The sequence below is a fragment of the Leisingera thetidis genome, from assembly GCF_025857195.1.
Taxonomy (GTDB): Bacteria; Pseudomonadota; Alphaproteobacteria; order Rhodobacterales; family Rhodobacteraceae; genus Leisingera; species Leisingera thetidis.
The window spans coordinates 1,562,569-1,584,379 of sequence record NZ_CP109787.1 but is presented as its reverse complement, the minus strand read 5'-3'; the positions used below and the strand labels follow the sequence as shown (position 1 = coordinate 1,584,379).

Genomic DNA, 21,811 nt, shown 5'->3' with positions numbered 1-21,811 from the left:
GCAATGCCATTTGCCTGGCGCGAAGGCGGCTCCCTGCCCGGGGCCGCATTTTGATTTTCCGGTGCCTCGGGACTGGACCGGCTCAGCGGGCAATCACGATATCTGCCTTCAGCCCGCCCAGATCAGTGCTTTCGCCCAGCCGCAGGGTCCCGCCGTGGGCACGCGCGGTATCGGCCACGATTGCCAGCCCCAATCCGACGCCGGAGCCGCGGTCCTGGTTTCGGGCCGGATCCAGCCGGGTGAAGGGGCGGATCGCGTCGCCGCGCTGTTCCGCCGGGATGCCCGGCCCGTCATCCTCGACCCGGATACGCATCGACCGGTCGGTCACCGCCACCGACACACGCGCCTTTGTGCCATAACGCACTGCGTTTGAAATCAGGTTCTCCACCGCCCGCCGCATCGGCTGCCGCCGCAGCATCACTTCCCCTGCTCCGGTCACCTCGCCCAGCGTCACCTGCTTTTCCTGGCGCTGCCAGTCGCTGATGATGGTCCGGACCAGCTCTTGCGGTTCCACCGGTTCAGGCTCGCTGACCGCAGCACCGCGGGTGAAATCCAGAAACGCATCCAGCAGCGCCTGCATTTCGTCAACGTCGCGCAGCATCGGCGCCGCGTCCTCTTCGTCCAGCATCGCCAGCTCCAGCTTCATCCGGGTGAGCGGCGTGCGCAGGTCATGGCTCACCCCCGACAGCATCAGGGTGCGCTGCTCGATCTGCCGCTCGATCCGTGCCCGCATGTTCAGAAAAGCGCTGCCCGCCGCCCGCACTTCAGTCGCTCCGGCAGGCGAATACGGCACCGCGCGCCCGCGCCCGAACGCCTCGGCCGCATTGGCCAGCCGCTTGATCGGACGCAGCTGGTTGCGCATGTAGAGGAAAGAGATCAGCATCATCAGAAAGCCGAACAGCAGCATGGTGACAATCAGCTGATGCGGCGCGGCGGCGGTCACCCGGCGCCGGTCGAAGCTCAGCTCCACCAGACCGTGCGCACTGCCGAAATAGACCTGCACCGTGCGGTCCGGGAGAAACCTGGCCGCCAGAAATCCCGGGAAGGTTTTTTCCAGCTCTTCACGCACCACCCGGCCGGAGAACTCGATCAGGCTGAATTGATCCTCCGGCAGCGGAGCGCCAGGCGGCAGAAACCTTGCCTGCATGTTCAGCGGCTGCAGCAGCGGCGTGATCTGCACCAGTGCCGTTTCCTGGTCCGGCGCCGCGTCCGCAACCTGGCGCAGCAGCTCGAACTCCCGCTGGATGGTGGCCGTCATCTGCACGGTCACATCCTCAAGATCCCGCTTGATAAACACCACGGACACCACGATTTGCAGCGCCACGATGGGCACCACCAGGATCAGAGCCGCCCGGGCATAGAGGCTGCGCGGCATATATCGTTTGAGCCATTTGAAGAACATGGGCTAAGCCTATAGGGCGTCAGGAAAAGAGGAAAGACAGTCCGGACGCGCATCGGCGCAGGACTGCAGCAACGGGGGCAAGACCATGCAGGCACCAGATGATTTCAACCCGCAACCCGGACCGGCCGAGGAACTGGAGCCCGGCCTGCGCCGAATCCTGGCGCCGAATCCCTCACCGATGACCTATCGCGGCACCAACACCTATGTGATCGGCACCAGCGGGCTTGCCGTAATTGATCCGGGGCCGGACTCAGCCGCGCATCTGGCGGCGATTCTAGCAGCGGTGCAGCCCGGCCAGCTGATCACCCACATCATTGTGACCCACAGCCACCTTGATCATTCACCGCTTTCCCGCGCCCTCAGCACAGCCACCGGCGCACCCGTCTATGCCTTTGGCGGGCCCGAAGCGGGGCGCAGCGGCGTCATGTCCCGGCTGGCAGTGCGCGGGCTGGCCGGCGGCGGCGAGGGCATCGACACAGCATTTGTCCCGGAGATCACCGTGTCCGATGGCGAGATCGTGCACGGGAACGGCTGGCAGATGGAAGTGATTCACACGCCCGGCCACCTCGGCAATCATATTGCGCTGGCGTGGGGCGACGCCTGCTTCACTGCCGATCACGTGATGGGCTGGGCCAGTTCGCTGGTCTCGCCGCCGGATGGCGACCTGACCGACTTCATGGCCTCCTGCCGCCGCTTGCGCCAGCGCAGCTGGCGGGTCTTTTATCCCGGCCACGGCGCGCCGGTCGGAGATCCCGCCGGCAGGCTCGATTGGCTGATCGCCCACCGCGAATCCCGCGAAGCAGCGATTCTGGAGGCCCTGGCCCGGGCTCCGGCTACCGCCCGCACCCTGGCAGAGCAGATCTACACCGACACCCCGCCCGCATTGCTGAAAGCCGCCGAGCGCAACGTCTTTGCCCATCTTGTGGATCTCACCGGCAGATCGCTGGCGGCGCCGCAAGGCCCTCTGTCTGCCTCCGCCGTTTTCGAGCCGCGCGGCGGCTGAACTTTTTTGAGAAATCTTCCTCCGCCCTCTGGACGCCTGTTTCAGGGGGCGCTATACGGCACGGACCGTTCCGGCGTAGCTCAGCGGTAGAGCAGTTGACTGTTAATCAATTGGTCGTAGGTTCGATCCCTACCGCCGGAGCCAACTTCAAAACACCTTATAGATCAGCCCATTAGGCTGACTTCCGCCAGATGCGGCCCGCGACGGTTTTCCTGATTGCGGGCTGGTGCTGTGCCGGTTTCCCCACCGAAATCTGAGCTGCCCCGCACCGGCTTCCGGACACAGGCAAGCCGCCGCACAGCAGTATCGGCCTGCCGTGCTGCTCCGCTCTGTTCCCCTGGACCGCTACCGCAAAATAATCGCCTGAAAAGCGAATTTTTCTCTGGACGCCACAGGTCGGAAATCCTATACGACGCCTCACATTCCGGCGTAGCTCAGCGGTAGAGCAGTTGACTGTTAATCAATTGGTCGTAGGTTCGATCCCTACCGCCGGAGCCAACCCTTCTTCAAGGTGTTGGCAGAAAACAAAAAAGCGCTCCATCTTGGGGCGCTTTTGTCGTTCTGGGCACATTCTCTGTCACATCCGGCTGCACACACCGCCTGCAGGTGTTGGAGCATTGAGAAGGCCGAAAACATGCCTGCATCGTCAGCGCCCAAACTGGGTCGATTTGCCAGAACCCCTTTCACAGGCGACGCCCGGGCTACGGCCCTTTTGCAGCGAGAAGGAAGCCCATTTTACCGCCTGGACGGGGCCGTAGCGGACGGCAAGGTCCTGCAGGCCGAGAAGTGCCTCAACCAAGGCTCAGCCCTTTCCGCCAAGTCGCGGCTCGAAAGCATCGCGCGCCGCGCTTCGCCAAGAAAGGTGATCCCAAGCAGCGCCAGCACCAGCGGGATACCCCCGACTCCGCCGGCCAGGGCGCGAGGCCGGCAAAATCGAAACCCTCCTGCAGCATCAGCCTCCGGCATGACGCCCACGACAAGGACGCAGAGAACCGCTTCGGCGGCGATCAGCAGGACGCAGGAAACCTGAACCCACCCAGTGTCACCGGATATGTGCGCAGAATTACCGTGTCATACATCAGCTTTCCGATGGCGGACCTGGCAAAGAGGATTTGCGCAACGACCGCGCCGCCCCGCATGTAGCCGACCCCGGCCCCAGCACAGTGATCGTTGGTGCCACCGCCATCCGCTGTGCATACCGGGAGATGATGCACGGCTCGCTCAGGCCAAAGGAACGGGCATTGCGGATACAGTTCGCCGTCCCCCCCTCGATCATCGAGGCCCGCACCAGCCGGCCCGGATAACCGGCCCGCCCGAGGCCAACCGCAGCAGCCGGAATGATCAGATGATGAAACGCCGGCCCGACCCCGCCCTCTCCTGCACCAATTGCTGGCTGCCGACCCTGTTGGGCAGAGAACAACAGAATTCCATAGATTGCGATGACGACCGAGGGGACAGCGGTCACACTGACAGAAAGCACCCCAAGGAACCTGTCAAACGCCCCGTTGCGGCGCACTGCCGCCAGACAGAAGCGGAATGCCCAGCCCCAGCCGCCCTGCGAATTCTGCCTTTGCCGCGCAGGCCGCCCGCGGCTCAATCATGGCGCTGGCCGGGCCGTCCGCCTCCACCATGAGTTCCTGCATCTTTTGGTTTGGCTTTCCGCGCTCCGTTTCATCAGTGCTGGTGCGCCCCTTCTGGACCCAGGCGTCACATTCCGGATTGCTCGGCCCTTCCCGGTTCCAGGCGCCAATCTGGTCCAAAGCGAAATACTGCATCGTGCAGATGCCGCCGGAACTGCCGGTCCAGGATTCCACATGCAGCTCCAGGTCGGCAGCGCGGGATGCATCGGCGCTCCAGAACGTGCCTTCGTCCTGACCGTTCAATCCGGCAACCAGGCCAATTTCAGCGGCATTGGCCTGAAGGATCTGGGCGACCATTGCCCGGTTGGCATTATTGACTAAATCCAGGCGCAACACAGTGCCTGCCGCACCGTCATCTGCAACCAGCGCGCGGGCGGCATCCACATCACGCGCGGATCGGTCGGCAAATATGCGGACACGTATGCCTTTGTGGATGGCCGGTTCGAGCTGCGTTTCAAAGGCCGCGCCCTGCCCTGCAAAACCTTCAACAGGATCAGCGCGTCACCCATGCCGCAATCACAGAGAACAAGCGCCTGAGCGCCGTTCCCGAACATATCAAAGAGATGCAGGACGCCGCGCCAGCCTACCCCAAGGTGAGGACAAACCCGGAGAAGATGGGATATGAGCCGAATGGCAGTCGGCAAGGCCGGCCGCCAGGGTCACGGACAGAGAGGCAACAGCGTGAAGCAAGTCAAACTGCGAGTAGTATCTGACGAAGGTGTCGAGGCGACAATTTCGACCGATGGCAGCCAGGGCGGCGCTGAAGACTACTAAGCTGTTGTTTCAGTGGACGGCTTTATCAAGGACAAGAAAGTCTATGGCATCGATCCAATCCAATCTTTCCAACTGGGTCTCCAGCTGATCGGGCAGCTCACCGAAGACAAGCGCACCGGCGATGACGATGAAGCGTCTGTCACGCCCGGCGCGTCATGGCCTATCGAAGTTATCGAGGGCTGACTCCGCAAGGCGCCATCGGTGACAGTCCTGTTTTGCGCAGCCGGTGACATTTCTGGATGGTTGCAACCTTGGAAACTCACCTCTCGGAGAGTCTCAGGCTGCTGTGCTGATATGGGTGTTCTGTCTCGGATAGCTGCCGGCATTTCAGCATTAACCGGCAGCAGTTCAGCAAATGCCTCACCGGCAGCGCCGCCCGCTGCCGTGCCGGAACAATCGAACACACTCCTCTCAATAGACGCAGCGGAACTGGTTCAGCCGGGCTGGACGTACCGGGTTCAGTTGCGCCGGCCAAGCCCTTCTGCTGGCTTTGCGGCAAGCACCCCTTTTCGCGGCCTCATACCGTCAGCAGTTTCTTATACATCTCGAAGAGGAACACTTCTGCCTCGGCAAAGCGGTCCTGCGCCTTGCCCGGGGCGATTTCCTCGATCTGGACGTCGAAGTCGGCATAATGCTGGGTGGTGGCCCAGATCGAGAACAGCAGGTGATGCGGATCAACTGCAGCCATCCGCCCGTCGCGCATCCAATCCTCCAGCACCATGATCTTGGCGTTGTACAGCTCTTTCAGCGGGCCGAAGATCTCGCTGCGGGACCGCGGCAGGCCGCTCAGGATCTCGTTGGCGAAGAACTTGCTTTCTTTGGGAAAATTCTGCGAGATCTCCAGCTTGCGGCGGATGTACTGGCAGATTTCCTCGATCGGGTCGCCGTGCGGGCTCAGCATGTTCAGCGGCGCCATCCACAGCTGCAGGGTGCGGCCCAGAAGCTCGCGGCGGATCGCATCCTTGCTTTCGAAATAATACAGCAGGTTGGGCGTGGTCAGCCCGGCGGTCTTGGCAATCAGGTTGATCGACGCGCCCGAGGATCCATGCTGGGCAAACACCTCCAGCGCGGCGGCCAGGATCTGCTCCGTCTTCTGCCGCTGGATCCGGGTCTTCGGCTTCTCAGCTGCCATGCGCGCCATGCGTAATCCGCCATTTCCGTTTCAAATACATTCTGGCGCCCTATTGGCACAAGTCAAAGGCGGAGGCCAGCGGCGCCGTGCAAATGCTGGTGGTTCAAAATGTCCTGTGGGGCCGGGAAAATGCCGCGGCCGAAAGGGATGCGGCGGGCAGCAAAGGCTGCCCGCCGGCTGGCGGTGTCCCTCGGGGAGAAGATCAGGACGCAGCCATCATCGGGGCGCGGGCCGCCTGCTCTTCGCGGAAGGCCGGGATGATATGGTCGCCGTAGTCGGCGATGATCTTCTCCTCGTCGCCGCTGTCCAGATAGATGTTGAACTGGGTGGTGCCGGCGGCTTCGAGATCGCGGATCTTGGCGATATGCTCATCCGGAGTGCCCAGAACGCAGAAGCTCTTGATGATGTCCTCGGTGATGAAATCGAGATAGGGGTTATCGCTCTGGCCGTGCTTGGAATAGTCATAGCCTTTGCGGTTCTTGATGTAGTCGGTCAGGCTGGAGGGCACCTGATCGCTGTCTGCACCGTATTTCTCGACGATGTCGGCGACGTGGTTGCCGACCATCGCCGGGAACCATTTCACCTTTTCGATTGCTTCGTCGATCGGGCCGGTGTGGGCGGGGGCGGCGGCCATCACCTTGTAGCCCGACATGTCGAGCCCGGCCTCGGCGCCCGCGTTCTTGGCCTGGTCCGCCAGCCATTTGATGATCTTGGGTTCCGCGATCTGCAGCACCACGCCGTCGCCCACCCGGCCGGCCGAGGCCAGCGCCTTGGGGCCGTAGGCGCCGATCCAGACCGGCAGCTCATAGCCGTTGGCCCAGGGGAATTTCACCGGCTCGGGGCATTCGCCGTATTGCACTTCCTCGCCGCGGATCAGCGATTTCACCACATGGGTGAACTCTTCCAGCCGCTTCAGCGTGGAGGGCTTCTTGCCCATCACCCGCACCGCGCTGTCGCCGCGGCCCAGGCCGATGTCGAAACGGCCGCCGGACTGTTTTGCCAGCGAGCCGAACAGCGAGGCCGCCACCGACCATTCGCGCGAGTTGGGGTTGGTCACCAGCGGGCCGAAGCGCATGTTGGTGGTGTGCTCCATGCACATCGCCATCGCGACGAAGCTTTCGCGCCACAGGATGTGGCTGTCGTAGAACCAGCAGTAGGTGAAGCCAGCGTTCTCGGCCTGGCGGACCAGAGCGCGGGCGCGTTCCGGTTCAACGAAGCCTTTGAAGCAAATACCGAATTCCATGTGTGTTTCCTCCTCTATTGGAATATCAGTGATCGGGAGCCCAGATGCGGATGCCCGCATGGGTGAAGGGCACCGCCTTGGAAATGTTCTGGCGGATCAGGATCGGGGTGATCGCCTCGATGCAGCGGGCGGCCTCGGCGTCGCCGGCGTTGTAGGCCTGCACGTCCAGCGCGCCGACCAGCTCGATCACCTTCTTGCGGGCGGGCAGGCTGTTGCCGCAGACCAGGATGTCGCAGTTGATCGGCCAGTCGAGATTGTTCAGCGTCGTGGCCGACACATTGTGCAGCGCGCCGATCACCGGGATCCCGTCGCCCAAGAGCGCCTGCGCGGCCTCGGTGGCGGAGCCTTCGGGCGGCATCTCCACCTTTTTGGGGTCGCCCTCCTTCAGCGGCACCACGATATCGACCAGGATCTTGCCCGCCAGATGCGGCTTCAGCGCCTCCAGCGTGGCGTTATGGGCCGAGAACGGCACCGCCAGCACCACCATCTCATCGGCGGCCTTGGTCGCGGCCTCGTTGTCCAGCCCTTCGATTTTCGCGGCGCCTGCCGGCAGTTTTGCCATCAGATCCGCGGCGATGCCTGCACTGCGGCCGCCATCGCGCGAGCCCAGTGCCACGGCGATCCCCGCGCGGGCAAACCGCAGCGCCAGCCCCTGTCCTTGCGGCCCGGTGCCGCCAATGATTGCGATCCTCATCGGAACATATCCTCCTGTTTTTTCCGTAGAATGTCGGCGCCGCGGCTGTCGGCGGGCTGCCAGTCGAGCCCGCGCAAGAGCACCGCCGGGGTTTTTCCGTTCTTGCGCACCACCAGCCCGGAGGCGGCGGCGATCTCATCGGCCAGCGCCGGTTCGGTCACCTGCAGGGGCCGGCCCCAGGCGTCCAGGTTGCCTTGCTCGCGGATGGTGGCCGGCACCTTGGACAGGCCGATGGCGACATTGACCTGCCCCAGCCGCCAGGGGCGTCCGAAAGTGTCGGTCATCACCACGCCGATTCCGGCATCAAAACGGCGCGACAGCGCCTGCTGCAGGCGGGCGCAGCTGGCATCCGGGTCGGGCGGCAGCACCATCGCCGCGTCTTCCTCGCCGAAGTTGGATTCATCGACCGCCGCATTGGCGGAGATGAAGCCAAGCCGGTGCTCGCAGATCATCGTGCCCTCGTTCTGGTCGGGGCGGCGGAAGGCCCGCACCACGCGGGTGCTTTCGCGCAGCACGATTTCGACCTTGCGCGGGTCCTTGTTCAGCTCCTCGCTGTATTTGATGGCTTCTGCCGATGGCGTGACCGAGGCGAGCGGGATGATGCAGTCCTCGGCCTTGGAGAACACCTTTTGCGCGACGCAGAGGATGTCGCCGGTTTGCAGGCCGAGACCCGATGCCTGCAGGCAATCGCCCAGAATGGCGGCCAGATCGTCGCCGTTGCGGATTTCCGGCACGCCGGGGATGGCGGCGAGCGATACAGAGAGGCTCATAGCGCGCCCTCCCGCGCGAGGACCCGGGGGTTCTGTTCCAGCAGATGGTCCAGATCCTCCGCGGTGTCGACGTCGGTGCGCAGGCTGTTCAGCGGCAGGACCACCGGGCAGAGCCCGGCCGCCTCCGCCGCGTGCAGATGGGCGATCAGCGACTTCTGCCCGTAGCGGAACGGAAAGGGACAGGGCAGCGGCGTCAGCAGCGCGTTGGTGCCGAGGTCGGCGGCCGGGCACAGCACCGCGCGGGTGCCGTCCAGCGGATGCGCCAGCAGCCGGGCGAGATCCGCCGGGGACGGGTCCGCCAGGTCGCCGGGCAGCACGCACAGTGCCTCATACCCCTGCACCGCCGCCCAGGCAGACGCCGCCTCTACCGCCAGCGACAGTGTTCCCGGATCGTTGTCGTCAATGCAGATCAGCCCGGCCCGCCGGGCGATGCGCGCGATCACCGGGCTGTGCGAAACTACGGCGATGTCAACGGTGCCTTCCGGCAGGGTTGCCGCGGCAGACTGCAGCCGGGCGATGGTGGCCCGGAACAGGCATCTGGCCAGCGCCTCGCGCTCTTTCGGCGGCAGGGCGATGCCCAGCCGGGTCTTGGCCTTTGACGGGTCCTTCATCGGGATCACGGCCAGCCGCTTGCCGGCGCCTGCCAGCGCGGTCATGCGCCTGCCTCCGCCGGAACCCCGGCAAAAGCCAGATCCAGAATTTCGCGCGCGAGGCGGGTCTTGTCCTCCAGCGATTGCATCAGGATCGCGCTGCAGGCAGGTGTCATGCCTTGGGCACGGATGCTGTCGGCCAGCGCGGCGTCCGCGTGGTCAATGACCAGCCTGCCGGCGAGGCCGCTGTAGCGTTGCGCCACCCCGGCCGCGTCGGCGCGTTCGCCAAGCGCCGTCATCATCCGGTCGGCGGGCCCCTTGACCACCTTGCCCGCGATGAAGGGGCTGACGGCAATCTTTTGCGCCGGGGACTGGCGCAGGGCCTCTGTGATGCCGGGCACGCCAAGGATCGGAGCGATGCTGACCAAGGGGTTGGACGGGGCGATTACAATCAGATCGGCAGCAGCCAGCACCGCCAGGGCTTCGGGCGCGGGGCGGGCCTGCTCCAGGCCGTGAAAGGCCAGCTCCCGCACCTCGGGCGCGCAGCGTTCGCGCACGAAATACTCCTGAAAGCTGAGCCATCCTGCATCGGTGCGCACCCGGGTCTGCACGGTGTCGTCCGTGGGCAGCAGGATCTCGGCCTTGATGCCGAATGCGCGCGCGGTGTCGCGGGCAATCAGGCTGGGCCGGTCGCCGCGGCGGCGGCGCATGGTGCGGTAGATGTGCAGGCCGAAGTCGCGGTCGCCCAGGGACATCCAGGTGTCCGCGCCCAGCCGGGCCAGCGTGTCCAGCGCGCGGTGGCCTTCGTCTGCAACACCCCAGCCCTGGTTGCGGTCGATCACATCCGCCAGGCTGTAGGTCAGCGTGTCGATGTCGGGGGAGACCCAAAGGCCGTGAAAATCGTCGTCATCCGCGATGTTGCCAATGACCGACAGCGCCACGTCCGGGAGTGCCGCCAGGCCTTCCGCCATCTTGGCACCGCCGACGCCGCCGGCCAGCAGGGTCACCTTGCGTGTCACCGCGCCGCTCATTCCGCTGCCTCCAGCACGGTGCCGCGCTCCGGGAACATCTGGAGAAATTCCAGCGGATCGCGCCCCTGCCGGTCGACCAGCGGCGCCAGCTCATCGGGGTCGTGATGCTCGTAGACTTCGCGCACCTCGTAGACCGTGCTGCGGCGCACCGGCACCCGGTCTGCGGCACGGATGATCTGCGCCAGCTCGCGCGCGGTGATTTCCTGGCCGTGGGCCGCACCGGCCGCGCGGGAGATGCTTTCGTTCATCAGCGTGCCGCCAAGGTCGTTCACCCCGCGTGACAGCATCTGCTGCGCGCGTGCCGCGCCCAGCTTGGTCCAGCTCACCTGGATGTTGTCGATCCAGCCGTGCAGCATGATGCGCGAGACTGCGTGCATCAGGTCCACCTCCAGCGCGGTGGGGCCGGGGCGCACCTTGTCCGGGTTCTGCGCCCACAAGGGCGATTCCGTGTGCACGAAGGAGAGCGGCACCAGTTCGGTGAAGCCGCCGGTGTCCTTTTGAATGTCGCGCAAGAGGCGGATATGCGCCGCCCAATGCTCCGGCCCGTCGATATGGCCATACATGATGGTCGCGGTGGTCGGGATGCCGGTCTCATGCGCCGCGCGGATGATCTCCACCCATTTCTCGGCGCTCAGCTTGTTCTTGGTGAGCTGCATCCGCACTTCGGTGTCGAGGATCTCCGCCGCGGTGCCGGGCATCGAGCCGAGGCCCGCGTCCTTCAGATCGGCCAGGAAGTCGTGATAGGACATCTTGGTCTTGGACGCGCCGTACCAGATCTCAAACGGCGAGAAGGCGTGGATGTGCATGTCCGGCAGCGCCGCCTTGATGGCGCGGATGATGTCGCGGTAATAGGTGCCTTCCATCTTGGGGTGCAGGCCGCCCTGGATGCAGACCTCGGTCGCGCCGCGGTCCCAGGCCCGCTGCGCGCGCTCGACGATCTGCGCAGGTTCCAGCCACTCGGCGCCCTTGTCCTCGCTGCGCTTGGCAAAGCCGCAGAAACGGCAGCCCATATAGCAGATGTTGGTGAAGTTGATGTTGCGGTTCACCACAAAGGACACGCGGTCGCCATTGGCGCGGCGGCGCAGCGCGTCCGCGACGGCATAGACCGCTTCGGCGTCGGCGCCGGTTGCGCGGAACAGCTCGGCGCCTTCGGCTTCGGACACCTCTCCGCCCTCCAGCGCCATCTCCAGGATGGCGCGGACCGGGGCGGAGGCGGCGGCGACGGCAGCCGGGACCGCGGCAAAATTCTCTGCGGATTGCTGGATGGTCATGCTGTCTCTCCGATGTGGCGCTGCTCGCGGGCCAGCCCGTTTTCCTGGGCCATGCCGGCCGCGCGGGCCAGCACGCCGGGGTTGATGAAGCCGCTGTCCCCGGTCAGGTAGCGGGGGTAAACGGTGAGCCGCTCGCGCAGCTCGAACCCGGCCCCGGCGCAGGAGCGTGCCAGCGCCCGGATCTCCGGCCATTCGTGCTGCGGGTTGATGAAGTCGATGGTGACGGGCGAGATGCCGCCCCAGTCATTGATGCCCGCCTCCAGATAGGCGATGTGGCGGGCGCTGAGGTTCGGCGGCGCCTGCAGGCTGATCTCCGGCGCGAGGATGATGCGGGCGGCAGAGATGGTGCGCAGCATGTCCTCCAGCGCCGGTTCCGGGTGGTTTGCCATCTCTATATCCGGCTTGCGCTGGAAGTTCTGGATGATGACTTCCTGGATGTGGCCATGGCGGGCGTGGGCGGCGTTGATCGCGTGCAGCGCCTCGATCCGCTCGGCAAATGTCTCGCCGATGCCGATTAGCAGGCCGGTGGTAAAGGGAACCTGCTTCTGGCCCGCGCGCTCCAGCGTGCGCAGCCGCTGCACCGGCACCTTGTCGGGGCAGGCATGGTGCGGCTGGCCCTTGCGGGTCAGGCGGCGGCTGACGGTTTCCAGCATCATCCCCATCGAGGCGGAGACCGGGCGCAGCACGTCGATCTCGTCGTCCGTAAGGGTGCCCGCGTTCACATGCGGCAGCAGGCTGGTTTCCGTTAGCACCAGCTCGCACATGTCGCGCAGATAATCTGTCAGGCGGGAATACCCCAGCCGTTCCAGACCCTTGCGGGCCTTCTCATAGCGCAGCTCCGGCTTCTCGCCGAGGCTGAAGAGGAGTTCTTTGCAGCCCTCGCGCTCGCCTTTCTGCGCCACCGCCAGCACCTGCTCCGGCGTCATGATATTGGCCTCCGGCGAATCCGGATGCTTGACGAAGGTGCAGTAGCCGCAGGTGTCGCGGCACATGTTCGTCAGCGGCACGAAGGCCTTGCGGGAATAGGTGACGGTGCGCCCCCAGCGGGCGTCGCGGATCCGGCGGGCACGGGCCATCAAGGCATGCAGATCTCCCGTCTCCGCCCAGGCCGCACCTGAGCTGAGCAATTGAATATTCATGGTCTCCTCCTGCCGCCAAGACTGTGGAAGATGCCGCGGCCTGTCAAATAGTTTTTATCACTAAGTCAAAAAATGAAGGGCGTTTCGAGATTATCTCCTTGGTAAAATAAAGAGAAATTCCAATGATGGAGAGGTTTCGAATAAAAATATTGACTACTAGATAAAAGATTCAAATACTCTCCGGCAACGCCAGGACCTGCAGCAACGGGCAGGCCGGGCGCAAAGGGAGGACAGAACCGTGCGAATTGGAACGCCCAGAGAATTGGCGGACGGCGAGAACCGTGTTGCGATGACGCCGGAGTCGGCGCGTCAGCTGCAGAAGCTGGGGTATGACTGCGCGATCGAGGCGGGGGCCGGGGCGGCGGCGGGGTTTGCGGACGCCGCCTATGAGGCCGCAGGCGTTGAAATCATCAAAACGCCGGCCGCCTTGTGGAAGGCCTGCGACATCGTCGCCAAGGTGCGCCAGCCGGACGAGACCGAGCTGAAGCGGCTCGCCAGGGGCAAGACGCTGATCTCCTTCTTCAACCCGGCCGGCAACGAGGCCGGGATGGAGGCCGCCAAATCCAAGGGCGCCAATGTGATCGCCATGGAAATGGTGCCGCGGATCTCCCGCGCCCAGAAGATGGATGCGCTGAGTTCGATGGCCAATATCGCGGGCTACCGCGCCGTGATCGAGGCGGGCAACAACTTCGGCCGCTTCTTCACCGGCCAGATCACCGCCGCAGGCAAGGTGCCGCCCGCCAAGGTGCTGGTGGTCGGCGCCGGCGTCGCGGGCCTGGCCGCCATCGGCACCTCGACCTCGCTCGGCGCCGTCACCTATGCCTTCGACGTGCGCCCCGAGGTGGCCGAGCAGGTGGAATCGATGGGCGCCGAGTTCGTCTATCTCGATTTCGAGGAGGAGCAGCAGGACGGCGCCGCCACCGGCGGCTATGCGGCTGTTTCCTCGCCGGAATTCCGCGACGCGCAGCTGGCCAAGTTCCGCGAGCTGGCGCCGGAGATGGACATCGTCATCACCACCGCGCTGATCCCGGGCCGCGAGGCGCCCGAGCTGTGGACCGAGGACATGGTTGCGGCGATGAAGCCCGGCTCGGTCATCGTCGACCTTGCGGCGGAAAAGGGCGGCAACTGCAAGCTCACGGTGATGGACGAGAAGATCGTCACGGAAAACGGCGTCACCATCATCGGCTACACCGACTTCCCCAGCCGGATGGCGGCGCAGGCCTCGACGCTGTACGCGACCAACATCCGCCACATGATGACCGACCTGACCCCCGGCAAGGACGGCCAGGTGGTGCATGACATGGAGGACGACGTGATCCGCGGCGCCACCGTGGCGTTCGAGGGCGGGATCACCTTCCCGCCGCCGCCGCCGAAAGTGCAGGCAATTGCGGCCAAGCCCAAGGAAACCGTGCCGGAGCTGACGCCGGAGGAAAAACGCGCCCGGGAGGTTGCGGCCTTCAAGGCGCAGACCAGGAGCCAGGTCACCCTGCTGGCGGGCGGCGGCGCGCTGCTGCTGCTGGTCGGGCTGTTTGCGCCGGTCAGCTTCATGCAGCATTTCATCGTCTTTGCGCTGGCCTGCTTTGTCGGCTTCCAGGTGATCTGGGGCGTCGCGCACTCGTTGCACACGCCGCTGATGGCGGTGACCAACGCGATCTCCTCGATCATCATCCTCGGCGCGCTGATGCAGATCGGTTCGGGGTCCTGGCTGGTGATCCTGCTGGCGGCGCTTTCGGTCTTCATGGCCGGGATCAACATCTTCGGCGGCTTCCTCGTCACCCGGCGCATGCTCGCCATGTTCCAGAAATCCTAAAGCGAGGCAGAACAGATGGATTACGGGTTCACCACCGCCGCCTATGTTGTTGCGGCTGTTCTTTTCATCCTGTCGCTCGGCGGCCTGTCGAACCAGGAAAGCGCCAAGCGCGCGGTCTGGTACGGCATCGCGGGCATGGGGCTGGCGGTGTTCGCCACCCTGATCGGCCCCGGCTCCGGCCTGTGGCTGTTGTCGCTCTTGCTGATCGCGGGCGGCGGCATCATCGGCACCTATGTGGCCAAGAAGGTGCAGATGACCGAAATGCCGCAGCTGGTGGCGGCGATGCACTCGCTGGTCGGCCTGGCGGCGGTCTTTGTCGGCTTCATCGCCCATTTCGAGATCGGCAATGTGGCGGCCGCCGCGGCGGCGGGCAGCACCGAGGAGCTCGGCACCTTTGCCAAGCTGATTGCCAAGAAGACCCCGGCCGAGATCGCCTTTCTGCGCGTCGAGCTGTTCCTCGGCATCTTCATCGGTGCCATCACCTTCACCGGCTCGGTGATTGCCTTCGGCAAGCTGGCGGGCAAGGTCACCTCGGCGGCGACCAAGCTGCCGGGCGGCCACGCGCTGAACGCCGGTGCCGCGGCGCTGTCGTTCATCTGCCTGATCTGGTACTTCAACTCCGGCGGCTTCCTGCCGCTGCTGCTGATGACGCTGGCGGCGCTGTTCATCGGCTACCATCTGATCATGGGCATCGGCGGCGCCGACATGCCGGTGGTGGTGTCGATGCTCAACAGCTACTCCGGCTGGGCCGCGGCCGCCATCGGCTTCAGCTTGGGCAATGATCTCCTGATCGTGGTCGGCGCCCTGGTGGGCTCCTCCGGTGCGATCCTCTCCTACATCATGTGCAAGGCGATGAACCGCTCTTTCGTTTCCGTGATCCTCGGCGGCTTCGGCGGCACCGCGGGCCCGGCGATGGAGATCGACGGCGAACAGATCGCCATCGACGCCGACGGCGTGGCGGCGGCACTGGACGAGGCCGATTCCGTGGTGATCATCCCCGGCTACGGCAGGGCGGTGGCGCAGGCGCAGCAGAACGTCGCCGAGCTGACCCGGCGCCTGCGGGCGAAAGGCAAGACCGTGCGCTTTGCCATCCACCCGGTGGCGGGCCGGCTGCCGGGGCACATGAACGTGCTGCTGGCGGAGGCCAAGGTGCCTTACGACATCGTGCTGGAGATGGACGAGATCAACGAGGACTTCCCGCAGACGGATGTGGCGATCGTCATCGGCTCCAACGACATCGTCAACCCGGCGGCGCAGGAGGACCCGAACTCGCCGATCGCCGGCATGCCGGTTCTGGAATGCTGGAAGGCGAAACAGGTGTTCGTCTCCAAACGCGGCCAGGGCACCGGCTATTCGGGCATCGAGAACCCGCTGTTCTTCAAGGAAAACACCCGCATGTTCTATGGCGACGCAAAGCAGAGCCTGGATACCCTGCTCAGCCTCTCCGCCGCCTGACCCCCGCAGATCAATGGAAAAGGAAATCACGTCATGACTGCAGCCCCGGCACTAAAGAATGACCTTGGCGCCTATTGGATGCCCTTCACCTCCAACCGGCAATTCAAGGAAACCCCCCGTATGGTCGCTGCCGCGGAGGGCATGTATTACACCACCGCTGACGGGCGGAAGGTGATGGATGGCACCGCCGGCCTGTGGTGCGTCAATGCAGGCCACGGTGCGCCGCGCATTACCGAAGCGGTGCAGAAGCAGGTGGCGGAACTGGACTACGCGCCGGCCTTCCAGATGGGCCATCCCAAGGCGTTTGAGCTGGCAAACCGGCTGGCCGAACTGGCGCCGGGCGATCTGAACCACGTGTTCTTCACCAACTCCGGCTCGGAATCGGTGGAAACCGCGCTGAAGATTGCGCTGGCCTATCACAAGGCCAAGGGCGCGGCGGGCCGCACCCGGCTGATCGGCCGCGAGAAGGGCTATCACGGGGTGAACTTCGGCGGCATCGCGGTGGGCGGCATCGTCAACAACCGCCGCTATTTCGGCAGCCTGCTGACCGGCGTTGACCATCTGCGCCACACCCATGATCCCGAACGCAACGCATACAGCCAGAGCGAGGCGGAGCATGGCGTGGAGCTGGCCGAGGATCTGGTGCGGCTGATCGAGCTGCACGGGGCGGAAACCATCGCCGCGGTGATCGTAGAGCCGATGGCGGGGTCGGCCGGGGTGATCCTGCCGCCCAAGGGCTATCTGAAGCGGCTGCGCGAAATCACCCGCGAACACGGCATCCTGCTGATCTTTGACGAGGTGATCACCGCCTACGGCCGTTTGGGACGCGCCTTTGGTGCCGATTACTATGGCGTGGAGCCGGACATGATCACCACCGCCAAGGGGCTGACCAACGGGGTGATCCCGATGGGCGCGGTGATGATCAGCAGCGAGATCCACGACGCCTTCATGACCGGTCCCGACCATATGATCGAGCTGTTCCACGGCTATACCTACTCGGGCAACCCGGTGGCCTGCGCGGCGGCGCTGGCCGCACTCGACACCTACCGCGAGGAAGAGCTGTTCGAGCGCGCCGCCTCGCTGGAGGGTTACTGGGCGGAGGCGATGTTCAGCCTCAAAGGTCTGCCGCATGTGAAGGACATCCGCTGTGCGGGCCTCGTTGGCGCGGTGGAGCTGGAGCCGGTTGCGGGTGTGCCGACCAAGCGCGCCTTCGACACTTACCTCAGGGCCTGGGACAAGGGGGCGCATCTGCGCACCACCGGCGACATCATCGCCATGTCGCCGCCGCTGATCATCGAAAAATCCGAAATCGACGAGCTGATCGGCATTCTGGCCGAGTCGCTCATCGCATGAGCAACCGGCAGCAGGCCTGGCGCAGTGGAGTGTGCGGGCCGGCAGCCGCCAAGGGAGAGAATACATGAAAGACGTGCAAAGCAACGCCCGCATCAACGGCAGCCGCCTGTGGGATACGCTGATGGAAATGGCCAAGGTCGGCCCCGGGCTGCGCGGCGGCAACAACCGCCAGACGCTGACAGATGCCGACAAGGAAGGCCGCGACCTGTTCAAGCGCTGGTGCGAAGAGGCCGGCATGACGGTCGGCGTCGACAGCATGGGCAACATGTTTGCCCGCCTTGAAGGCGCCGAGCCGGATCTGGATCCGGTGATGATGGGCAGCCATCTGGATACCCAGCCCACGGGCGGCAAGTACGACGGGGTGCTGGGCGTACTGGCCGGGCTCGAGGTCGTGCGTTCGATCCGCGATCAGGGGATCACCCCGCGCCGCCCCATCGTGGTGGTGAACTGGACCAATGAGGAAGGCACGCGGTTTGCGCCTGCCATGCTGTCCTCGGGCGTGTTTGCCGGTGTCCACACGCAGGACTGGGCCTACGATCGCGAAGATGCCGAGGGCAAGACATTCGGCGAGGAGCTGGCCCGTATCGGCTATGCCGGTGACGAGCCCGTGGGCAGCCGCAAGATGCACGCCATGTTCGAGCTGCATATCGAGCAAGGTCCGATTCTGGAGGCCGAAGGCAAGGATATCGGCGTCGTCACTCACGGCCAGGGCCTGAACTGGCTGCAGGTGACGCTGACCGGCCAGGAGGCGCACACCGGCTCCACCCCGATGCCGATGCGCCGCAACGCAGGGCTGGGTGCTGCGCGGATCACCGATCTGGTGCATGAGATCGCCATGAGCCACCAGCCCGATGCGGTCGGCGCTGTGGGCCACTGCGACTACTACCCCAACAGCCGCAACATCGTGCCAGGCAAGGTGGTCTTTACCATCGACTTCCGCTCGCCCAGCTTTGACACGCAAACGGACATGGAACGCCGCCTGCGCGAAGGCGCCGCCAAAATCGCTGAGGAGCTGGAGCTGGGTCTCGAGATCGAGCAGGTCGGCCATTTCGACCCCGTCACCTTTGACGAAAGCTGCGTCACCGCCGTGCGCCGGGCGGCGGAAAAGCTGGGCTATTCGCACCGAAGCATCATCTCGGGCGCGGGGCATGATGCCTGCTGGATCAACAAGGTGGCGCCGACCGCCATGGTGATGTGCCCCTGTGTCGATGGCCTGAGCCACAACGAGGACGAGGAAATCAGCCGCGAATGGGCGGCGGCGGGCACCGATGTGCTGCTGCATGCCGTGCTGGAAACCGCAGAAATCGTGGAGGGGCAGGCATGAGCCAGAGAACCGTAATCAAAGGCGGCACCGTTGTGACCGCCGACCGCAGCTACGAAGCCGACGTGGCCGTCGAAGGCGGCAAGATCGTGCAGATCGGCGCAAACCTCAGCGGCGGCAAACTGCTGGACGCGGCGGGATGCTATGTCATGCCCGGCGGCATCGATCCGCATGTGCATCTGGAAATGCCCTTTATGGGCACCCATTCGGCAGACGATTTTGAATCCGGCACCCGCGCGGGCCTTGCAGGCGGCACCACCATGGTGGTGGACTTCTGCCTGCCCAGCCCCGGCCAGTCGATGCTGGAGGCGCTGGAGGCTTGGCACGCCAAGTCGAAACGCGCCTGCGCCGACTACTCCTTTCACATGGCGGTGACCTGGTGGAGCGAGCAAGTGTTCGACGAGATGCAGGTGGTGGTGGACCACGGCATCAACTCCTTCAAGCACTTCATGGCCTACAAGGGTGCGCTGATGGTGGACGATGACGAGCTGTTCGACAGCTTCCGCCGCTGTGCGGCCCTTGGCGCGCTGCCGATGGTGCATGCGGAGAACGGCGACGTGGTTGCCACCATGCAGCAGAAGCTGCTGGCCGACGGCATCACCGGGCCGGAGGGCCACGGCCTTTCGCGCCCGCCCGAGGTCGAGGGCGAAGCCACCAACCGCGCCATTATGATTGCCGACATGGCGAGCGTGCCGCTCTATGTGGTGCATACTTCCTGCGAGCAGGCGCATGAGGCGATCCGCCGGGCGCGCCAGAAGGGCATGCGAGTTTACGGCGAGCCGCTGATCCAGCATCTGGTGCTGGACGACAGCGAATACCGCAACCCGAACTGGGACCATGCCGCGCAGCGGGTGATGTCGCCGCCGTTCCGGGACAAGGCGCATCAGGACAGCCTGTGGGCCGGTCTGCAGGCAGGCTCCTTGCAGGTGGTGGCGACGGACCATTGCGCCTTTTCGGTTGAGCAGAAACGCTTTGGCATCGAGGATTTCACCAGGATCCCGAACGGCACCGGCGGCCTGGAGGACCGGATGCCGGTGCTGTGGACCGAGGGGGTGGGCACCGGCCGCCTGACCCCGAACGAGTTCGTGGCGGTGACCTCGACGAACATTGCCAAGATCCTGAACATCTACCCGCAAAAGGGTGCGGTGCTGGAAGGCGCGGATGCGGATCTGGTGGTCTGGGATCCGGATAAGACCAAGGTGATCTCGCCCGAGACCCAGCAATCAGTGGTTGAATACAACGTCTTTGCCGGCCGCGAGGTCAAGGGCCTGCCGCGCTATACGCTGAGCCGCGGCGAGGTTGCCGTGGACAATGGCACCGTCTGCGCGACGCCGGGTCACGGGAAGTTCGTCAAACGCGCGCCTTATCCCGAAGTGAACAAGGCGCTGTCCAAGTGGAAAGAGGTGACAGCGCCGCGCAAGGTTGTCCGCGATCCGGACAACATGCCGGCCTGCGTCTGAAAACGATCCCCGGCCCCGGCCGGGGGCTTTGCCTTTTGCCGCCGGAGAGGAGCTGGCGGCAAACAACCAGAAAAACAATAAAAGCCATACCTTAGGGAGGAAACAAATCATGGCCGATATCACATCAGGATTCAGCTCAGGGGGCGCACAGGCGCCACAGCGGGCGGATCTGCCGGGGATCGACCCTGCGCTCTACAACGAGGACCAGCTGCCGACCACGGCGGCCCAACGCACCTGGGACTGGGTGGCGATCTCGGCTCTTTGGGTCGGCATGGTGGTCTGCATCCCGACCTACCTTCTGGCCTCCTACCTGATCGGCTCGGGGATGAGCTGGGATCAGGCGGTGATGACCATTCTGGTCGCCAACGCGATCGTGCTGATCCCGATGGTGCTGGTGGGCCATGCCGGCACGAAGTACGGAATCCCGTTCCCGGTGCTGCTGCGCTCTTCCTTCGGGCCCACCGGCGCCAAGATCCCCGCAGTGGCCCGCGGCATCGTGGCCTGCGGCTGGTTCGGCATCCAGACCTGGGTCGGCGGCTCGGCGATCTTCGTGATCCTCAACAAGCTCACCGGCGGCGCGCTGATGGGCGAGGCACTGCCGGTTCTGGGCATCAGCCTGGGCGAGTTCGTCTGCTTCCTCGCCTTCTGGGGGCTGCATCTCTACTTCATCCGCAATGGCACCGAGTCGATCCGCTGGCTGGAAACCTATGCCGCACCGTTCCTGCTGGCGATGGGACTGGCCCTGCTGGGCTGGGCCTATGTCAAGGCCGGCGGCTTTGGCGAGATGCTGTCGACCCCCAGCGCGTTTGACGCAGGCCAGCCCAAGGAGGGCCAGTTCTGGTCCGTGTTCTGGCCCAGCCTGACCGGCATGATCGGTTTCTGGGCGACGCTGGCGCTGAACATCCCCGACTTCACCCGACACGCCAAAAGCCAGAAGGACCAGTTGCTGGGCCAGCTTGTCGGCCTGCCCATCCCGATGGCGCTGTTCGCCTTCATCGCCTCGGCCGTAACCTCGGCCACTGTGGTCATTTACGGCGAAGCGATCTGGGACCCGATCCAGCTGTCCGAGAAAATGGGCGGCGTTTCGGTGATCATCGCCCTCTTTGCGCTGATCGTGGCCACGCTGACCACCAATCTCGCGGCAAACGTGGTGGCGCCCGCGCATGGGTTCGCCAACCTGGCTCCGAGCAAGATCAACCTCAAGCGCGGCGGCTACATCACGGCGGGCATCGGCATCGCCATGTTCCCCTGGATCCTGGTCAACCACATCGTCGGCTGGCTGATCGCCTATTCGGCGCTGCTGGGCCCGATCGCAGGCGTGATGCTGGCGGACTACTACCTGCTGCGCAAGACCAAGCTGGAGGTCGCCGACCTGTTCAAGATGAACGGCATCTATTCCGGCAGCAACGGCACCAACTGGGCCGGTGTCTGGGCGCTGGTGATCGGTATCCTGCCGAACCTGCCGGGCTTTCTGGCGGGTGTCGGGATCACCGGCGGCACCTCGGATTTCTTTGCGACGATCTATACTTACGCGTGGTTCGTCGGATTGTTCGTTGCCGGGGCTGCCTATCTGGTGCTGGCGAAAGTGATGAACAAGTGACCCTTGCCCCGGAGCGGCCCGCCTGCTCCGGGGTTCTCACCGCTGTGAGGCGGCGGCATGTCCAGATGACCAAAACCTGTTGGTTTGCCCATCTGACGGTGACCGACCCGGAGCCGTAGGCGC

Annotated in this window: 20 protein-coding genes and 2 tRNA genes; 10 read left to right on the top strand and 12 right to left on the bottom strand. The window is 64.8% G+C overall.

Annotation, left to right across the window (positions count from 1 at the left end):
• Positions 1-82: 82 nt before the first annotated feature.
• Positions 83-1,402, bottom strand: a complete 1,320-nt coding sequence (locus OKQ63_RS07615) for an ATP-binding protein (protein WP_264213342.1) — start codon at positions 1,400-1,402, stop codon at positions 83-85.
• 85 nt (positions 1,403-1,487) lie between these two features.
• Here OKQ63_RS07615 and OKQ63_RS07610 point away from each other — a divergent pair, with 85 nt between their 5' ends.
• From OKQ63_RS07610 to OKQ63_RS07600, 3 genes are all read left to right on the top strand, one after another.
• Complete coding sequence (locus OKQ63_RS07610) at positions 1,488-2,405, top strand: MBL fold metallo-hydrolase (RefSeq protein ID WP_264213341.1); 918 nt, start codon at positions 1,488-1,490, stop codon at positions 2,403-2,405.
• 69 nt (positions 2,406-2,474) lie between these two features.
• Positions 2,475-2,549: transfer RNA gene (locus tag OKQ63_RS07605), tRNA-Asn, on the top strand.
• A 279-nt stretch (positions 2,550-2,828) separates the two neighbouring features.
• Positions 2,829-2,903: transfer RNA gene (locus OKQ63_RS07600), tRNA-Asn, on the top strand.
• Between the two features lie 580 nt (positions 2,904-3,483).
• Here OKQ63_RS07600 and OKQ63_RS26095 read toward each other — a convergent pair.
• Genes OKQ63_RS26095 through OKQ63_RS07590 form a run of 3 tightly spaced genes read right to left on the bottom strand, consistent with a single transcriptional unit; the run spans position 3,484 to position 4,554 of the window.
• Positions 3,484-3,870, bottom strand: coding sequence for an ABC transporter permease subunit (locus OKQ63_RS26095; RefSeq protein WP_350356305.1), 387 nt, complete (start codon positions 3,868-3,870; stop codon positions 3,484-3,486).
• A 28-nt stretch (positions 3,871-3,898) separates the two neighbouring features.
• Positions 3,899-4,342 (bottom strand): periplasmic substrate-binding domain-containing protein, encoded by a 444-nt coding sequence (locus OKQ63_RS07595; RefSeq protein WP_264213340.1) that lies wholly within the window; start codon positions 4,340-4,342, stop codon positions 3,899-3,901.
• 20 nt (positions 4,343-4,362) lie between these two features.
• The gene (locus OKQ63_RS07590; RefSeq protein WP_264213339.1) at positions 4,363-4,554 is read right to left on the bottom strand and encodes a hypothetical protein; all 192 of its coding nucleotides are present in this window, start codon (positions 4,552-4,554) and stop codon (positions 4,363-4,365) included.
• Positions 4,555-4,831: 277 nt separating this feature from the next.
• On the opposite strand from OKQ63_RS07590, the gene OKQ63_RS07585 reads away from it, so the two are divergent.
• Positions 4,832-5,002 (top strand): hypothetical protein, encoded by a 171-nt coding sequence (locus OKQ63_RS07585; protein ID WP_264213338.1) that lies wholly within the window; start codon positions 4,832-4,834, stop codon positions 5,000-5,002.
• A 334-nt stretch (positions 5,003-5,336) separates the two neighbouring features.
• Here OKQ63_RS07585 and OKQ63_RS07580 read toward each other — a convergent pair whose 3' ends face one another.
• The 8 genes from OKQ63_RS07580 to cofG all read right to left on the bottom strand — a co-directional run bounded on the left by OKQ63_RS07580 (position 5,337) and on the right by cofG (position 12,689).
• On the bottom strand, positions 5,337-5,960 hold the full coding sequence (locus OKQ63_RS07580) for a TetR family transcriptional regulator C-terminal domain-containing protein (protein WP_264213337.1): 624 nt from the start codon (positions 5,958-5,960) through the stop codon (positions 5,337-5,339).
• A 193-nt stretch (positions 5,961-6,153) separates the two neighbouring features.
• Entirely contained in the window at positions 6,154-7,194 is a 1,041-nt protein-coding gene (locus OKQ63_RS07575) for a TIGR03842 family LLM class F420-dependent oxidoreductase (protein ID WP_264213336.1), read from the bottom strand.
• A 25-nt stretch (positions 7,195-7,219) separates the two neighbouring features.
• Positions 7,220-7,888: an NADPH-dependent F420 reductase gene (gene npdG / locus OKQ63_RS07570; protein WP_264213335.1), complete on the bottom strand. Its 669-nt coding sequence runs from the start codon at positions 7,886-7,888 to the stop codon at positions 7,220-7,222.
• Positions 7,885-8,658 (bottom strand): coenzyme F420-0:L-glutamate ligase, encoded by a 774-nt coding sequence (cofE, locus tag OKQ63_RS07565; protein ID WP_264213334.1) that lies wholly within the window; start codon positions 8,656-8,658, stop codon positions 7,885-7,887. Before cofE ends, npdG begins: the two co-directional genes overlap by 4 nt.
• Positions 8,655-9,314, bottom strand: a complete 660-nt coding sequence (cofC, locus tag OKQ63_RS07560) for a 2-phospho-L-lactate guanylyltransferase (protein WP_264213333.1) — start codon at positions 9,312-9,314, stop codon at positions 8,655-8,657. The genes cofE and cofC overlap by 4 nt, the downstream gene beginning before the upstream one ends.
• Positions 9,311-10,279, bottom strand: a complete 969-nt coding sequence (gene cofD / locus OKQ63_RS07555; protein WP_264213332.1) for a 2-phospho-L-lactate transferase — start codon at positions 10,277-10,279, stop codon at positions 9,311-9,313. The genes cofC and cofD overlap by 4 nt, the downstream gene beginning before the upstream one ends.
• A complete protein-coding gene (cofH, locus tag OKQ63_RS07550; RefSeq protein WP_264213331.1) occupies positions 10,276-11,550 on the bottom strand; it encodes a 5-amino-6-(D-ribitylamino)uracil--L-tyrosine 4-hydroxyphenyl transferase CofH in 1,275 nt (424 codons plus the stop codon). The genes cofD and cofH overlap by 4 nt, the downstream gene beginning before the upstream one ends.
• Positions 11,547-12,689 carry a 7,8-didemethyl-8-hydroxy-5-deazariboflavin synthase CofG gene (gene cofG, locus OKQ63_RS07545; RefSeq protein ID WP_264213330.1) on the bottom strand — a complete coding sequence of 381 codons (1,143 nt, stop codon included), beginning with the start codon at positions 12,687-12,689 and terminating at the stop codon, positions 11,547-11,549. The genes cofH and cofG overlap by 4 nt, the downstream gene beginning before the upstream one ends.
• Before the next feature lie 238 nt (positions 12,690-12,927).
• On the opposite strand from cofG, the gene OKQ63_RS07540 reads away from it, so the two are divergent.
• The 6 genes from OKQ63_RS07540 (at position 12,928) to OKQ63_RS07515 (ending at position 21,688) form a co-directional block, all read left to right on the top strand.
• Complete coding sequence (locus OKQ63_RS07540) at positions 12,928-14,499, top strand: Re/Si-specific NAD(P)(+) transhydrogenase subunit alpha (RefSeq protein WP_264213329.1); 1,572 nt, start codon at positions 12,928-12,930, stop codon at positions 14,497-14,499.
• 15 nt (positions 14,500-14,514) lie between these two features.
• Positions 14,515-15,954: an NAD(P)(+) transhydrogenase (Re/Si-specific) subunit beta gene (locus OKQ63_RS07535; RefSeq protein WP_264213328.1), complete on the top strand. Its 1,440-nt coding sequence runs from the start codon at positions 14,515-14,517 to the stop codon at positions 15,952-15,954.
• Between the two features lie 33 nt (positions 15,955-15,987).
• Positions 15,988-17,307 (top strand): omega-aminotransferase AptA, encoded by a 1,320-nt coding sequence (gene aptA, locus OKQ63_RS07530; protein WP_264213327.1) that lies wholly within the window; start codon positions 15,988-15,990, stop codon positions 17,305-17,307.
• Between the two features lie 64 nt (positions 17,308-17,371).
• Complete coding sequence (locus OKQ63_RS07525; RefSeq protein ID WP_264213326.1) at positions 17,372-18,631, top strand: Zn-dependent hydrolase; 1,260 nt, start codon at positions 17,372-17,374, stop codon at positions 18,629-18,631.
• Complete coding sequence (gene hydA, locus OKQ63_RS07520) at positions 18,628-20,088, top strand: dihydropyrimidinase (protein ID WP_264213325.1); 1,461 nt, start codon at positions 18,628-18,630, stop codon at positions 20,086-20,088. Before OKQ63_RS07525 ends, hydA begins: the two co-directional genes overlap by 4 nt.
• Before the next feature lie 109 nt (positions 20,089-20,197).
• On the top strand, positions 20,198-21,688 hold the full coding sequence (locus OKQ63_RS07515) for an NCS1 family nucleobase:cation symporter-1 (protein ID WP_264213324.1): 1,491 nt from the start codon (positions 20,198-20,200) through the stop codon (positions 21,686-21,688).
• Positions 21,689-21,811 lie beyond the last annotated feature (123 nt).